Raw genomic sequence first — 14886 nt, 5'->3', positions numbered from 1 at the left:
TTTTTGCCAAGATATTTTACAATTCACTCAATTTACCACAAAACGGTCTTTAATAATAAAGCTATGTTACGTCGAAATGTTACTTTTTGTTTTTTATTGTGTGGGTTGAGCCAAATTAATCTGGCACAAGCCGCGCCAAGCATACCCAAAATGCTGACAGAAAACGGCTTAACATACTGCACGAATGCATCGGGTTTTTCCTTTAATCCGCAAACTGCAGACGCCGGCACTAGTATGAATGTGGTGACGGAGCAAATTTATAACAAATTGTTTGATATTAAAGATCACAGTGCCGCACTCGTTCCTGTGTTAGCACAATCCTATTCTCTTTCATCTGATGGTAAACAAATTCTCATTAATCTTCGTAAAGGGGTGAAATTCCATCGTACTCCTTGGTTTACGCCTACGCGTGACTTTAATGCAGAAGATGTGGTCTTTTCGATTAATCGCGTTTTAGGTCACGATACTTACTTGCCAACACTCTCAGATGATGTAGTCACCTACAAAAATCCGCAATATAAAATCTTTCACGAACAGGCCAAGAAGGTACACTTTCCGTATTTTGAAAGTATTAAGCTGAATCAAAAAATTAAAAGTATCACGGCAACGAATCCTTATCAGGTCAAAATTGACCTGTTTGAACCCGATGCGTCAATTCTGTCCCATCTTGCTAGCCAATACTCTATTATTTTCTCGCAAGAATATGCGTATCAATTAAGTGCGGATGATAATCTCACCCAATTGGATACACATCCTGTTGGCACGGGCCCTTATCAAGTGAAAGATTACGTTTATAACCAATATGTTCGCCTGGTACGCAATGAGGACTATTGGAAAAAAGAAGCTAAAATTAAAAATATCATCGTGGATCTTTCTACGGATCGTACGGGACGTTTAATAAAATTCTTTAATAATGAATGCCAAATTGCTTCTTACCCTGAAGTTAGCCAACTCGGTTTATTAAGCGAAAAAGATGATCGTTATTATCTGCAATCTACGGATGGAATGAACTTAGCCTATTTGGCTTTCAATTTCCAAAAGCCATTAATGCAGGATAAAACCATTCGCCAAGCCATTTCACAAAGCTTAAACCGTTTTAGAATTGTGCGAAATATTTACCACAACACAGCAACGGTGGCGAATAACATTATTCCTGAGATTTCTTGGGCTTCTGCAATTAATACGCCTGATTTTCCTTATGATTACCAGCCAGCTGAAGCAGAGAAAGCATTACGCGATAAAAAACTCACGTTAAAGATGTGGGTGATGAATGAAGAGCAAGTGTATAACCCAGCCCCAATAAAAATGGCGGAGCTCATTAAATGGGATTTAGCCAAAGCGGGAGTGGATGTTAAAGTGCGGTCAGTCACACGTACATATTTAATCGAACAATTACGCAAAGGCACGGAAGATTACGATTTAATCTTAACGGGTTGGCTTGCTGGAAACCTTGATCCTGACGGTTTTATGCGCCCGATTTTAAGTTGTGATACACAAAAGGAAATCACTAATCTATCCAATTGGTGTAACCCTGAATTCGATAAGATGATGGATCGTGCACTATCCACCAATCATTTGTATGAACGCTCTAAAGCGTATAACAATGCGCAAGAGCTCATTTTAAACGAATTACCTATTGTGCCAATTGCAAACGTAAAACGACTTTTAGTCGCACGTGGTAATGTAAAAGGAATTGAAATGACCCCATTTGGTAGCATCAATTTTTCTACCTTGTATTTCATGAAAAATAAGGAGAAAAAATAATGCTCTTTTCAGCAATTCGTTATGTCATTTGGGTAAGCATTTTATTATTGGTTTTATCTGTATTAAGTTTTGTGATTTTAATGCGAGATCCGCTCAATGCTGATCTTGTCACAAACAACATTTATAGTGCTTATTATCATTACCTTACATCATTGTTACAGGGCGATTTAGGAATTACCTATAACGGCGGAGAATCGTTAAAAGATTTAATTTTTACGGTATTACCACCCACATTAGAACTTTGTTTTACCGCACTTTTATTGGCTTGCATCTTAGGTATTCCTCTCGGCGTATTAAGTGCGGTCTATAATCAGCGTCCTTGTGCACGCGCATTGCAAAGTATCTCTAATGTTGGTTTATCTATTCCTATTTTCTGGTTTGCCCCGATTTTACTCTATGTAGCAGCGATTCAAAGCTGGGAGATTGCAGCCATCGGGCAGTATAATTTGCTGTATGAAATCAAACCTATCACAGGCTTCCCTACTATTGACATGTGGTTTGTTGATGTCCCTTACCGAACCAAAATTGTACAAAACGTTTTACAGCATTTAGCCTTACCAACATTAGTGCTTTGTATTCTGCCGACAATGGAATTTATCCGAATCATTCAGCAACGAGCTGATTATTTACTTCAACAAGAATATGCAAAAGCAGCAGTAACACGTGGATGGTCGAAATGGACGATTTTAAAACGTTACGTTTTTCGTAATACATTTCCATTATTGATTCCACAGCTTACTCGTGTATTTACCTTAGTATTAACACAGTGTATGTTGGTAGAAAACGTTTTAGGTTGGCCGGGAATCGGGCGTTGGCTCATTGATGCCGTAACCCAACAAGATTACAACAGTATTTCGGCTGGTGTCGTAGTGATCGGTGTTTGCATCATCATTATTGATACCTTAGCCAAGTCGCTGATGTTTATGTTAGATCCATTTAATAAGAAGGGTTGGTATGCAAGATAGAGAACCTGATGAATTTCGCGAAAGCACCTCCTTCTTTCAAATTTGGTTGCTTTTCCGCCAAAATCGTGTGGCATTATTTAGTTTCTATTTATTTGTTATCCTGATTTTGGTCGCTATTTTCCCGAAACTCATCATGCCTTATAGCGAAAGCATGGAGTTTGTGGGAGAAGAATTGATGCCGCCATCTTGGGTAGAAAAAGGTCGTATCGCCTTTTTCTTTGGCACGGACGATCTTGGCCGAGATGTACTCAGTCGATTAATAATGGGGACACAATATACGCTTGGTTCATCCCTTTTGGTGGTTATCGCTGTGGCAATTATTGGGGGCGCACTAGGTATTCTTGCGGGTATGTCTGACGGGATTAAAGCGCGTTTTTTAGGTCATTTTTTTGATGCTTTTTTATCGATTCCTATTTTGCTGATTGCCATTATCATTTCCACGTTAATGGAACCAAGCTTAATGAATGCGATGTTTGCTACCCTATTGGCTATTTTGCCGTATTTTGTGCATGCCATTTATCAAGCGATTCAGCAAGAGCTGAAAAAAGACTATGTTCTCTTACTCAAATTAGATGGGATTTCAAACTGGGAGCTATTAAAAAGCACAATTTTGCCGAATATTAGTATCGTCTATACGCAAGAAATTTCTCGTGCATTTGTGGTCGCTATTTTAGATATTACAGCGCTCAGCTTCATTTCTCTTGGTGCTCAACGACCAATGCCAGAATGGGGTGCGATGATAAAAGACTCACTGGAGTTAATTTATCTTGCGCCTTGGACGGTTTTATTACCAGGTTTTGCTATTATTTTTACCATTTTATTAAGCATTATTTTTACTAACGGATTGTGTCAAGCAATCAATAAATATTACGAGTAACCCATGGCGCTGTTAGATATTCGCAATCTTAATATTGAAATTCAAACACCAAACGGCCGCATAAAAATTGTGGACGGCGTCAATCTTTCGCTTAATGAAGGTGAAATTCTAGGACTTGTCGGTGAGTCAGGTTCAGGTAAAAGTTTAATCGCTAAAGTAATCAGTAATTCTATTAAAGATAACTGGATTGTCACCGCTGACCGTTTTCGTTTTAATGATATTGAATTGCTTAAACTGACACCGAATCAACGTCGAAAAATCGTTGGAAAAGAAATTTCAATGATCTTCCAAAACCCATTAAGTTGCCTTGATCCAAGCCGAAAAATTGGTAAACAGCTTATCCAAAGTATTCCAAACTGGACCTTTAAAGGCCGCTGGTGGCAGTGGTTTGGTTGGAAAAAACGTCGTGTGATTGAATTACTGCACCGTGTAGGGATTAAAAACCACAAGGACATTATGGCGAGTTATCCTGATGAGCTCACTGAAGGTGAAGGTCAAAAGGTGATGATAGCTATAGCAGTGGCGAATCAACCTCGATTACTAATTGCGGATGAACCCACTAATTCTTTGGAATCCATTACGGCATTGCAAATTTTCCGCTTGCTTTCAAGTATGAACCAAAACCAAGGTACGACAATTTTATTAGCTAGTAACGATCTTAAAAGTATCAGCGAATGGTGTGATAGTATTTCCGTCCTTTATTGTGGGCAAAATACAGAGTCTGGGCCAACCGACCAAATATTAGAAATGCCTCACCATCCTTATACGCAGGCATTGCTTTACTCTGTTCCAGATTTTAGTCGTCCTTTAAGTTTTAAAAGCAAATTAGGGACACTAGAAGGCACAGTACCAATTTTGGAACAAATGCCGATTGGTTGTCGTTTAGGACCACGTTGTCCTTTCGCTCAACGTGAATGCATTCAAAAACCAAGCCGCTATCGCATTAAACAGCATGAGTTCTCCTGCCATCATCCGATAAATCTTCGAGAACGGCAGTTTAAAGATAAAGTGACCGCTTCACCGCTTACGCTCAACACAGAATCAAAAGGAAACGAATAATGCCATTATTAAAAGTGGAAAATCTTAGTAAAACCTTTGATGGTCCAGCCAAACTTTTTGGCTCTGAGCAATTTTATGCGGTAAAGGATGTCAGTTTTTCGCTTAGTCGGAAAGAAACACTTGCGATTATTGGTAAAAATGGCTCAGGAAAATCCACCTTAGTGAAAATGATTGCAGGAATTACCCCTCCTACATCTGGAAAAATCTTATTTAATGATTTACCGCTCCAATTTGAAGATTTTCACTATCGTGCACAACATATCCGAATGGTTTTCCAAGATGCAAATTCAGCGTTTAACCCTCGCTTAAATATTGGCCAAGCCTTAGATGCCCCGCTGCGATTAATTACCGATTGGGATGAAGAAACTCGCAATCAAAAGATCTTTGAAACCCTTTCATTAGTAGGGCTTTATCCAGATTATACTAATCTTAAAATTAAACACCTCTCTGTCAGTCAAAAACAGCGGATCGCTTTGGCTCGCGCACTCATTCTTCAGCCTGAAGTGATTATTATCGATGACGCACTTGGTACATTAGATGCTTCCGTTCGTGTTCAATTGCTTAATCTAATTTTAGATTTACAAGAACACTTAGGCATTTCCTATATTTATGTTGGACAAAATTTAGGGATTATCAAACATATTGCGGATCAAGTGCTAGTTATGGATGAAGGTGAAATTATCGAATCAGGTACACCAAGAGAGATCTTCACCAATCCTCAAAACAATATTACTCGTCTTCTTGTAGAAAGCCATTTTGGTCAATTGCTTGATGAAAATGCTTGGCAAACAACCACTTCCTAAGCATCTTCAAATACAAGTTAGTCATAGACATCTCAAAAAAACGTCTTTAAAATTGACCGCTCTTTTCATTCTTTTTAACAAAATAGGAAAGCAACTATGCAAGCATTATTAAAACTCACTAACTTTGTGAGCAAAACTTTCGCACTATGGGCGATTGTTTTTGCTCTTCTCGCCTTTCTCTTCCCTGAGCAATTCAAAATTTTTGCCCCCTACATTCCTTACCTTTTAGGTTTGGTGATGTTTGGCATGGGGATTACCTTAACTTTCGCTGATTTCAGTGAAGTGGCTAAACACCCTAAATCTGTATTCATTGGTGTAGCGGGTCAATTCATTATCATGCCTGCTATTGCATTTGGATTAGCAAAAGCCTTTGATTTACCGGCTGATTTAGCAGTTGGTGTGATTCTTGTGGGTTCTTGCCCAGGTGGTACGTCATCAAACGTAATGACTTATTTAGCGAAAGGTAACACCGCGCTTTCTGTTGCTTGTACCACTATCTCAACCTTACTTTCACCAGTATTAACCCCTGCTATTTTCTATGTATTAGCAAGTCAATGGTTAGATATTGATGCAGGCGCAATGTTTATGTCTGTATTAAAAATGGTGTTGTTCCCAATTTTCTTAGGGTTAGTCGTTCGTGCGCTCTTCAAAAAACAGGTGGAACAAGCAAGCCAAACTATGCCATTAGTCTCTGTTATCTCTATCGTCTTAATCTTGGCAGCGGTAGTAGCAGTAAGTAAAGATAAAATCGTCGAATCTGGTCTATTAATTTTTAGCGTAGTGGTTTTACATAACTGCTTAGGCTATTTAATTGGCTACTTTGCAGCAAAATTATTTAAACTTAATACGGCGGATAGTAAAGCTGTAGCAATTGAAGTAGGTATGCAAAACTCAGGTTTAGGTGCTGCATTAGCTGCTGCTCATTTCAACCCAATTGCAGCGGTACCAAGTGCCTTATTTAGTTTCTGGCACAATGTATCGGGTCCAATTTTGGCGAATATTTTCTCTAATATCAAAAATGAAAAATAAGCGATTTGGGTAAAAAAATAAGGGCGGAAATTACATTCCGCCCTTTTTACATTTTACTGTTTTACTTAACTGAACCACAATTTAAACAATATAAATACTGCCCTTTTGGATCATTAAATTTGGTTAACACATTCAGTTGTTTTTTCACTTGATGCACTTCCTGTGGTAATCCTAACCAATTTGTCAGTAGCGCTTGGCCTTTTTGTTTAAGCTTACGATCTAATTTAGCTAAGAAGTTATTATCTTCATTAACCAACCATTGCACACTAAAATTATCCATATATTTATCCGGATGTTGATTGACTAGCGCGACCACTTTATCAATGGCTATATCAATATCACCTAATTCGTCAACTAAGCCGTTTTTCTGTGCATCTTGTCCTAACCAAACTTGGCCCTGAGCAATTTTATCCACTTTGTCTTTTGATAATTGACGCCCACGGCTTACCACATCTAAGAAACGATCATAACCATTTTCAATACTAAGTTGATAAATATCCTGTGTATTCTTACCTAATGGGCTTAACGCTGAGGTTTCCGCGAGATCTGTTGTCGCTACGCCATCGGTACTCATTCCCATTTTTTTGATTGTATTTTCAAAGGTTGGGAATAATGCAAAAATCCCGATTGAACCTGTAATCGTATTTTTATCTGCCACGATATAGTCGGCAGTTGAAGAAATCCAATAACCACCAGATGCTGCCATGCCCCCCATGGATACCACAACAGGCTTGCCTGCTTTTTGAAGATTTTCAGTTTCCTGGCGAATAATTTCTGATGCAAATGCACTGCCACCCGGCGAGTTAACTCGGAGAACAACCGCCTTCACTTTCTCATTATCGTAGGCCTGTCTTAATAACTTCGCGATGGTATCGCCGCCAGCTGATTCTTCATCGCTTTCACCATCAATAATCGTCCCTTCTACATTCACTACCGCAACAATATTTTTTTCATTTGGATCCACTGAGAAACGATCGCCTAAATCAGATAAATAATCTTCAAACTCCACTAATTTGGCTTTGCCTTCTTCACCTTGACCGAAAAGTGCGGTCAATTTTTTATCTAAATCCAATCTTGTCGCAAACTGTGTCACTAACTGACGTTTTTTCACATAAGCCGTTTCATCACCTTTTAACGCTTTTAAATCACTAATATATTTTTGTGCATTCGGTAATACATCATTGGCGGTAATATGGCGATTAACCATTAGTGTTTGCATATAGTTTTGCCACATGCCTCCAAGCCATTTTTGCATATTCACTTTTGCTTCTGGCGACATATCATCACGCAAGAAAGGTTCTACCGCGGACTTATATGTCCCCACACGGAAAATATGTGGTGTAATTTCAAGTTTTTCGAGCATGGATTTAAAGTAAAGATTTTCCTGACGTAAACCTTGAATACCAACTTGCCCAATTGGATTGAGATAAATTTCATCCGCAAAACTCGCAAGGAAATATTGTGATTGTGTGTAATTGTCAGCATAAGCAATAACTGGCTTTTCTGACTCTTTAAAACTTTGAATCGCTTTTCCTACATACTCTAATGATGGAAGATCTCCCCCTTCAAAGTCATTTAGATTCAATACTAAACCACGAATGCGTTCATCATCTTTTGCAGATAAAATACTTTGCACCACATCAAAGGTTGAATATTTGTAAGAAACTTTTTCATTATTTAAACGTTGGAATTCCTCTTGCCAACTCAGCATATCTTCCGTGTTATCAGCAAGATAACCTGTTAAATTTAAATATAATGCACCTTGATCGCCTGATAAGACTTGGCTTTTCTTGCCATCACTAAAAAGGCTAATAAGGACAATTAACGCTAAAACAAATAGTAAGAACACAAAATTCATCACAAGATTTCGGATAAAATTGAGTGCTTTACAACAAAATTTCAATACGTTTAATATGGCATTCATGTGAAATTAAACCTTTAAAAACAGAAATAAAAATTGTGCGTAGCCTATCATAAAGTCCTGTGAAAAACTATGCTATAATCAACTGCACTTAACTAGAAGAAGGAAAATACTATGGATGCATTAACCCTTTTAACACAACGTAAATCGAATAAAAAATTAACAGCACCAGCCCCCAGCCAAGTGCAACTAGAACAAATGTTTCAAGCGGCTTTACATGCCCCTGATCATGGTAAACTTGAACCTTATCATTTCGTAGTTATCCAAGGTACAGGTTTAAGTAAATTGGAAAGCTTGCTCAAAGCAGCGGTGACTGAATTTGATTTAGGTGAAGAAAGATTAAAAAAAGCAGAGAATTTTGCACGCCGTGCGCCAATGATCATTGCGGTGATTGCTAAAATTAATCATGAAGTGAAAAAAGTACCGGGTTGGGAACAAATGCTTACTGCGGGTGCGGCAACTTATGCGATTCAACTTGCAGGCAATGCACTGGGTTTTGAAAGTTTTTGGGCAACAGGTCCTCTCGTTGAGGGGCGTGAATTACGTGAAGCATTTGGTTGTGGTAAAAATGATAAGATTGTTGCCTTATTACAAATTGGTACAGCAGCTGAAAAATTAGAAAGAGACTGTAAACCCAAAGATTTGTCACGTTTCGTGAGTCATCTATAAAGAAAAAATCAAAAAAGGCGGAAATTTCCGCCTTTTTTATTGTTCTTATTCAGACTCGCCTTCTAACCCACTTCTAATTTTATTTTCAAACGCCGTATAATCCACTAAAAAAGCATCATGACCATAATCCGATGGGAATTCATAAAATTTTAAATCCACGCCTGCTTGTTCTAAAAGCTGTTTACTTTTATGTAAATCAATGGATTTAAATAGTTGATCTGTCGTCACCGAAACTAATGTATAGCAAGCTTTAATTCGAGATAGGGCTTCTTTCACATCTGCATACCCTACACTAGGATCATACAGATCGAGAGCTCGCAATAAATGCAAATAGGTGTTAGCATCAAAACGCTCTAAGAATTTTTTACCTTGATAGCTCAAATAGGATTCCACTTGAAAGTGATCACCCCAAAATTGTCCTTCAGATTTAGTTGCTCGCCCAAATGCCTTGGCTAACTGTACATCTGTCCGATAGGTCAACATTCCCAACATGCGAGCAATGGAAAGCCCTTGATTAGGCGGTGTCCCCTCATAATAATCGCCATTATTAAAATTTGGATCATTAATGACAGCCTGACGCATCACATGATTAAATCCAATGGCTTCCGCACTAAAGAAGATGGAAGAACAAAGATTCACAATGTTATCCATAAAATCCGGATAATCAATTGCCCATTGTGTAGCTTGCATACCGCCAAAGGATCCGCCCACTATTGCTTTTAAATGCGCTATGCCAAGATAATCAAGTAAAGCCTTTTGCACTTTAATAATATCTTGAACAATAATATTGGGGAACTGGCTACCGTAAGGTTTTCCCGTAGTGGGATTCATTGAGCTTGGTCCCGTCGTCCCTTTACAACCACCTAATACATTTGAACAAATAAAAAAGTATTTAGATGTATCAAAAGCTAGACCTTCGCCCATAAAATTTTGCCACCAACCATCTTTATTCGGTTCATCAAAATAAGGTTCTGCATCTCCCGTTAAGGCATGACAAATTAATACAGCATTGCTTTTATCTGCATTTAAAGTCCCGTAAGTTTGATATGCGACATTGATAGGCGAAAGCTGACCACCCAATGTTAATTGGAGGGGATTGTCTTGAAAAAGCACGACATTTTGCACAGCCATTAAATGATAACCTTTTACGTTGATGATTTAACAATTATCAACAGCTCATGTTTTTTGTCAAGAAATTTTAGACGTTTAGACGTCTAAATATTTCCCTATCAATTTGGTAAACAAATTGCACTTGAAATTATTTTGATTTTTCAGTATGTTAGCCATATGCAACTATCCAAAATGCGGTTAAAAATGACCGCACTTTCATGGCTCTCTCGCCTTCCGCTGAAAAAACTCCTCGGCTACGCCTTGGGGTTAGGTTTACTCGTCTTGATTGGCTGCTTCACCATTGATCGTGCTATTAGTTTCTATGTACAAGATCGCGTGTATGAAGACATTGAAACGCTCCCGCATCGTCACTACGCACTAGTACTAGGTACATCCAAATATGTCGCTAAGGGAAAAACCAATAAATATTATGACTATCGCTTAGAAGCATCAAAATACTTAATCGATCAAAATAAAGTTGATTATCTACTACTAAGTGGCGATAACCGCACGCTTCAATACAACGAGCCGCGTACCATGTTTTTGGATCTACGTAAAATGGGCGTGTCTGAAAGCGTCATGTTTAAAGATTTTGCAGGCTTCCGCACCTTAGACTCTGTTGTGCGAGCAAATAAAGTTTTCCAAGTGCCCTCTTTTACTATTATCAGTCAAAAATTCCATTGTGAACGTGCTCTGCTTATTGCTAAACATTACGATATTGACGCAATTTGTTTCACCGCAAAACAGCCAGAAGTTTATTTTGGAACACGTGTCCGCGAAATGTTTGCTCGCGTAAAAGCCGTATTAGACTTAATTATCGGTGTAAAACCTTATTTTCTCGGTGCACCAGAACCTCTGCCAATACCTGCCGAATAGTTAATGATTTTTTAATTTTTACCTTGTTTAATCAAAAAAAATCTAAATAAAAAGATTTTTATACGATTTTTTATCATATTTATTTGACAATTTTTACTTAAATCGCTATTTCTAATAGCCATCATAAAACACAACATCTTACTTTTCATTTTAGAGGATTATCTTATGTCTCATTTATCGGTAGCAAAATTTGGTGGCACATCTGTCGCAAACTATTCCGCTATGCAAGCTTGTGCCAAAATCGTCATTGCAGATCCTAATACTCGCGTAGTGGTACTTTCTGCATCAGCTGGTATAACAAACTTATTAGTTGCCTTAGCCAATGGCGTAGAAGCTGAAGAACGTACAAAATTAATTGGTGAAGTCCGTCAAATTCAAGAAAACATTTTAAATGAATTAAAAGATGACAGTCGCATTCGTCCTATCATTGAAAAATACTTAGAAAATATTACCGCACTTTCTGAAGCGGCTAGCCTTGCGACATCACTTGCTTTAACTGATGAACTCATTAGTCATGGTGAAATGATGTCAACTCAAATTTTCATTGAAGTATTAAGAGAATTACAAACTTCTGCAACTTGGGTTGATGTACGTACTTTAGTGGCAACTAATGATAACTTTGGTAAAGCCGCACCAGATGATGCACAAACTCAAGCGAACTGTGATAATTTATTAAAACCATTAATTGACCGTGGTGAGTTAGTCATCACTCAAGGCTTTATCGGTCGTGAACCAGGCGGTAAAACCACAACGTTAGGACGTGGTGGTAGCGACTACTCTGCTGCACTTTTAGCAGAAGTATTAAACGCAAAAGACGTCTTAATTTGGACTGATGTGGCCGGTATTTATACGACTGACCCACGTATCGTACCAAATGCACAACGTATTGATACCATGAGCTTTGCTGAAGCAGCTGAAATGGCAACCTTTGGTGCGAAAGTATTACACCCTGCGACATTACTTCCTGCTGTGCGCAGTAATATCCCTGTTTATGTGGGTTCAAGTAAAGCACCAGAGGCTGGTGGTACTTGGGTAACTCGTGATCCTCAACCTCGTCCAACATTCCGTGCAATTGCATTACGTCGCGATCAAACCCTATTAACCCTTTCAAGTCTCAGTATGCTACATGCACAAGGCTTCCTAGCGAATGTATTCACTATCTTAGCGAAATATAAAATTTCAGTGGATACGATCACAACCTCTGAAGTAAGCATTGCATTAACCTTAGATAAAACTGGCTCAGCTTCATCTGGTGTAGAATTACTTTCACCAGAATTATTAGAAGAATTAAGCCAATACTGCACCGTGAAAGTTGATACAGGCTTATCTCTTGTCGCATTAATTGGAAATGACTTACACCTCGCTTCAGGTGTGGCAAAACGTATTTTTGACACTCTTGAAGGCTATAACATTCGCATGATTAGCTATGGCGCAAGCACGAATAACATTTGTATGCTCGCGATGAGCGATAAAGCAGATGACGTGGTTCGTTCATTACACAAATCTTTGTTTGAATAATAAATTTAATAAAAAGTGCGGTTAAAAATAACCGCACTTTTTTACGTTTAAAATTTGAGATTACGACCAAAAAAGAGTAAAGTAATCATTTGTCTAATTTATAAACTTACGCAAACTTAAGGCGGAAATTATGGGAAAAAGTGTTGTTGTTCTTGGCGCTCAGTGGGGCGATGAAGGGAAAGGCAAGATCGTTGATTTATTAACGGATCGAGTTAAATATGTGGTGCGTTACCAAGGTGGTCACAACGCAGGTCACACGTTAATTATTAATGGTGAAAAAACTGTATTACGCTTAATTCCATCAGGTATTTTACGTGATAACGTGACCTGTTTAATTGGTAACGGTGTGGTACTTTCTCCTGCTGCATTAATGCAAGAAATGGGCGAATTAGAAAGCCGTGGCGTAAAAGTACGTGAACGTTTATTAATTTCAGAAGCTTGTCCATTAATCCTGCCTTATCACGTTGCAATGGATCACGCTCGTGAAGCCGCGTTAGGCAAAAAAGCCATTGGTACAACCGGTCGTGGTATCGGCCCAGCTTATGAAGATAAAGTGGCTCGTCGTGGTTTACGTGTGGGCGATTTATTCAATCGCGAAGCCTTTGCTGAAAAATTAAAAAATATCCTTGAATACTATAATTTCCAATTGGTGAACTACTACAAAGTAGAGCCTGTTGATTATCAAAAAACATTAGACGATGTGTTCGCGGTAGCTGATATTATTACTGGTATGGTGGCAGATATCACAACTATCTTAGATACTGCTCGCAAAAATGGAGACAACATTTTATTCGAAGGTGCACAAGGTACCATGCTTGATATCGACCACGGCACCTATCCGTATGTAACCAGTTCTAACACTACAGCAGGCGGTGTAGCGACTGGTTCTGGGTTTGGCCCTCGTAACCTTGATTATGTGTTAGGTATCATCAAAGCATACTGTACACGTGTTGGTGGCGGTCCATTCACCACAGAATTATTCGATGAAACTGGTGCTGAAATTGCTCGTAAAGGTAATGAATTTGGTGCGGTAACTGGTCGTCCTCGTCGTTGTGGTTGGTTTGATGCAGTAGCCATTCGCCGTGCAATTCAACTTAACTCTATTTCTGGCTTCTGTATGACCAAATTAGACGTATTAGATGGTTTCGATGAAGTGAAAATCTGTACAGCTTACAAAATGCCAAATGGCGAAATCGTTGAATATGCACCATTAGCAGCGAAAGATTGGGAAGGCGTAGAGCCAATTTACGAAACCTTACCCGGCTGGAAAGAAAACACCTTCGGTGTAACTGATGTAAATAAATTACCGCAAACTTGCCGTAATTACATCAAACGTATCGAAGAAGTAACTGGCGTGCCAGTAGCTATCCTTTCAACGGGCCCAGATCGTGTTCAAACAATGATTTTACGCGATCCATTTGCTGCCTAAAACAACATAAAAATAAACCGCACTTTGGCATAACCAAGTGCGGTTATTTTTTAAGGAGTTTTTAATGACTGAACAAGATATTGTGGACTACCTAAAAAATCATCCTGATTTTTTTACCCATCGCCCAGAACTACTTCAACAGCTTACCATTCCTCATAGCCATGAAGAAGGGACGATTTCGTTAGTCGAAGCACAGCTTGCTCAGCAACGAAAACAAATTAAAACGCTTACTCAACTCCTCGAAAAATTTCATCAGCTTGCTCATCAAGAAGCAGATATTTTCTTTGCCCTCTTGCCTTTGCAAAAAAAACTATTTCAAACAAATGACTTTATTGCCATCAATGAAAAGCTTGATGACTGGGCAAAAGGCTATGAGTTAGAAGGCGCTAAAATATTACTTTTCACGGATAGTTGGCAAAAAAATAGCACTATTCCTGAGCAACATTGGTTAGACCGAAAAGCCTTTGAACTTATTCGCCTAGAGCGTATGGGTTTACGCCAATTCTATTTAGGCGATCTCTCCAATAAAGAAAAAGCCCTCATGTTCCTTCCAGAAGAGCTCCCTATCGGCACTGTGGCGATTTGCCGTTTAGGTGGAACACCGCAAAAACCAACCGCACTTTTACTCTTCAAATCTCGAGACACAGACCGTTTCCACAATGACCAAGACACCACATTTCTTCGACATTTAGTCGATATTGTGGAATTGCATTTGGGAAGATGGCTTTAAAGGTTATTAAGTGATCTCTGTCACAAATCTGAAAATTATTCAAATTTAGACTTTTATATTCAAATATTTAAGCGTATTTTGTAGGTTAGATGTTTTGGTATAAATGTCGATCGTAGTTTGATCTCATTTACTGATT

General features: G+C 38.6%; 13 protein-coding genes. 11 read left to right on the top strand and 2 right to left on the bottom strand.

The window, feature by feature from the left end; translation table 11 throughout:
* Window positions 1-63 precede the first annotated feature (63 nt).
* The 6 genes from AC979_RS00980 (at window position 64) to AC979_RS00955 (ending at window position 6497) form a co-directional block, all read left to right on the top strand.
* Window positions 64-1764: an ABC transporter substrate-binding protein gene (locus AC979_RS00980; RefSeq protein WP_049372499.1), complete on the top strand. Its 1701-nt coding sequence runs from the start codon at window positions 64-66 to the stop codon at window positions 1762-1764.
* Complete coding sequence (locus tag AC979_RS00975) at window positions 1764-2729, top strand: ABC transporter permease (RefSeq protein ID WP_049372498.1); 966 nt, start codon at window positions 1764-1766, stop codon at window positions 2727-2729. The genes AC979_RS00980 and AC979_RS00975 overlap by 1 nt, the downstream gene beginning before the upstream one ends.
* The gene (locus AC979_RS00970) at window positions 2719-3606 is read left to right on the top strand and encodes an ABC transporter permease subunit (protein WP_049372497.1); all 888 of its coding nucleotides are present in this window, start codon (window positions 2719-2721) and stop codon (window positions 3604-3606) included. The genes AC979_RS00975 and AC979_RS00970 overlap by 11 nt, the downstream gene beginning before the upstream one ends.
* Window positions 3607-3609: 3 nt before the next feature.
* On the top strand, window positions 3610-4665 hold the full coding sequence (locus AC979_RS00965; RefSeq protein WP_049372496.1) for an oligopeptide/dipeptide ABC transporter ATP-binding protein: 1056 nt from the start codon (window positions 3610-3612) through the stop codon (window positions 4663-4665).
* Window positions 4665-5468, top strand: coding sequence for an ATP-binding cassette domain-containing protein (locus tag AC979_RS00960; protein ID WP_049372495.1), 804 nt, complete (start codon window positions 4665-4667; stop codon window positions 5466-5468). Before AC979_RS00965 ends, AC979_RS00960 begins: the two co-directional genes overlap by 1 nt.
* Before the next feature lie 96 nt (window positions 5469-5564).
* Complete coding sequence (locus tag AC979_RS00955; RefSeq protein WP_049365906.1) at window positions 5565-6497, top strand: bile acid:sodium symporter family protein; 933 nt, start codon at window positions 5565-5567, stop codon at window positions 6495-6497.
* Window positions 6498-6558: 61 nt separating this feature from the next.
* Here AC979_RS00955 and sppA read toward each other — a convergent pair whose 3' ends face one another.
* On the bottom strand, window positions 6559-8421 hold the full coding sequence (sppA, locus tag AC979_RS00950) for a signal peptide peptidase SppA (protein WP_049372494.1): 1863 nt from the start codon (window positions 8419-8421) through the stop codon (window positions 6559-6561).
* Between the two features lie 111 nt (window positions 8422-8532).
* Between sppA and AC979_RS00945 the strand changes: the two genes are divergently transcribed.
* A complete protein-coding gene (locus AC979_RS00945; RefSeq protein ID WP_049372493.1) occupies window positions 8533-9087 on the top strand; it encodes a nitroreductase family protein in 555 nt (184 codons plus the stop codon).
* Window positions 9088-9132: 45 nt separating this feature from the next.
* Here AC979_RS00945 and metX read toward each other — a convergent pair whose 3' ends face one another.
* Entirely contained in the window at window positions 9133-10218 is a 1086-nt protein-coding gene (gene metX / locus AC979_RS00940) for a homoserine O-acetyltransferase MetX (RefSeq protein WP_049372492.1), read from the bottom strand.
* A 156-nt stretch (window positions 10219-10374) separates the two neighbouring features.
* Between metX and AC979_RS00935 the strand changes: the two genes are divergently transcribed.
* The 4 genes from AC979_RS00935 (at window position 10375) to AC979_RS00920 (ending at window position 14750) form a co-directional block, all read left to right on the top strand.
* A complete protein-coding gene (locus tag AC979_RS00935; RefSeq protein ID WP_049372491.1) occupies window positions 10375-11073 on the top strand; it encodes a SanA/YdcF family protein in 699 nt (232 codons plus the stop codon).
* A gap of 165 nt (window positions 11074-11238) precedes the next feature.
* Window positions 11239-12591, top strand: a complete 1353-nt coding sequence (lysC, locus tag AC979_RS00930; protein WP_049372490.1) for a lysine-sensitive aspartokinase 3 — start codon at window positions 11239-11241, stop codon at window positions 12589-12591.
* A gap of 130 nt (window positions 12592-12721) precedes the next feature.
* A complete protein-coding gene (gene purA, locus AC979_RS00925; RefSeq protein WP_049372489.1) occupies window positions 12722-14020 on the top strand; it encodes an adenylosuccinate synthase in 1299 nt (432 codons plus the stop codon).
* 64 nt (window positions 14021-14084) lie between these two features.
* On the top strand, window positions 14085-14750 hold the full coding sequence (locus AC979_RS00920; RefSeq protein WP_049372488.1) for a DUF484 family protein: 666 nt from the start codon (window positions 14085-14087) through the stop codon (window positions 14748-14750).
* Window positions 14751-14886 lie beyond the last annotated feature (136 nt).

The organism is Parahaemophilus parainfluenzae, from assembly GCF_001053575.1.
Classification (GTDB): domain Bacteria; phylum Pseudomonadota; class Gammaproteobacteria; order Enterobacterales; family Pasteurellaceae; genus Haemophilus_D; species Haemophilus_D parainfluenzae_S.
This window is presented reverse-complemented; position numbering and strand designations above follow the sequence as displayed.

Bases quoted from the DNA above. Each gene is read 5' to 3' on its own strand.
- AC979_RS00980 (WP_049372499.1), top strand. From the start codon at position 64: ATGTTACGTCGAAATGTTACTTTTTGTTTTTTATTGTGTGGGTTGAGC.
- AC979_RS00975 (WP_049372498.1), top strand. From the start codon at position 1,764: ATGCTCTTTTCAGCAATTCGTTATGTCATTTGGGTAAGCATTTTATTA.
- AC979_RS00970 (WP_049372497.1), top strand. From the start codon at position 2,719: ATGCAAGATAGAGAACCTGATGAATTTCGCGAAAGCACCTCCTTCTTT.
- AC979_RS00965 (WP_049372496.1), top strand. From the start codon at position 3,610: ATGGCGCTGTTAGATATTCGCAATCTTAATATTGAAATTCAAACACCA.
- AC979_RS00960 (WP_049372495.1), top strand. From the start codon at position 4,665: ATGCCATTATTAAAAGTGGAAAATCTTAGTAAAACCTTTGATGGTCCA.
- AC979_RS00955 (WP_049365906.1), top strand. From the start codon at position 5,565: ATGCAAGCATTATTAAAACTCACTAACTTTGTGAGCAAAACTTTCGCA.
- sppA (WP_049372494.1), bottom strand. From the start codon at position 8,421: ATGAATGCCATATTAAACGTATTGAAATTTTGTTGTAAAGCACTCAAT.
- AC979_RS00945 (WP_049372493.1), top strand. From the start codon at position 8,533: ATGGATGCATTAACCCTTTTAACACAACGTAAATCGAATAAAAAATTA.
- metX (WP_049372492.1), bottom strand. From the start codon at position 10,218: ATGGCTGTGCAAAATGTCGTGCTTTTTCAAGACAATCCCCTCCAATTA.
- AC979_RS00935 (WP_049372491.1), top strand. From the start codon at position 10,375: ATGCAACTATCCAAAATGCGGTTAAAAATGACCGCACTTTCATGGCTC.
- lysC (WP_049372490.1), top strand. From the start codon at position 11,239: ATGTCTCATTTATCGGTAGCAAAATTTGGTGGCACATCTGTCGCAAAC.
- purA (WP_049372489.1), top strand. From the start codon at position 12,722: ATGGGAAAAAGTGTTGTTGTTCTTGGCGCTCAGTGGGGCGATGAAGGG.
- AC979_RS00920 (WP_049372488.1), top strand. From the start codon at position 14,085: ATGACTGAACAAGATATTGTGGACTACCTAAAAAATCATCCTGATTTT.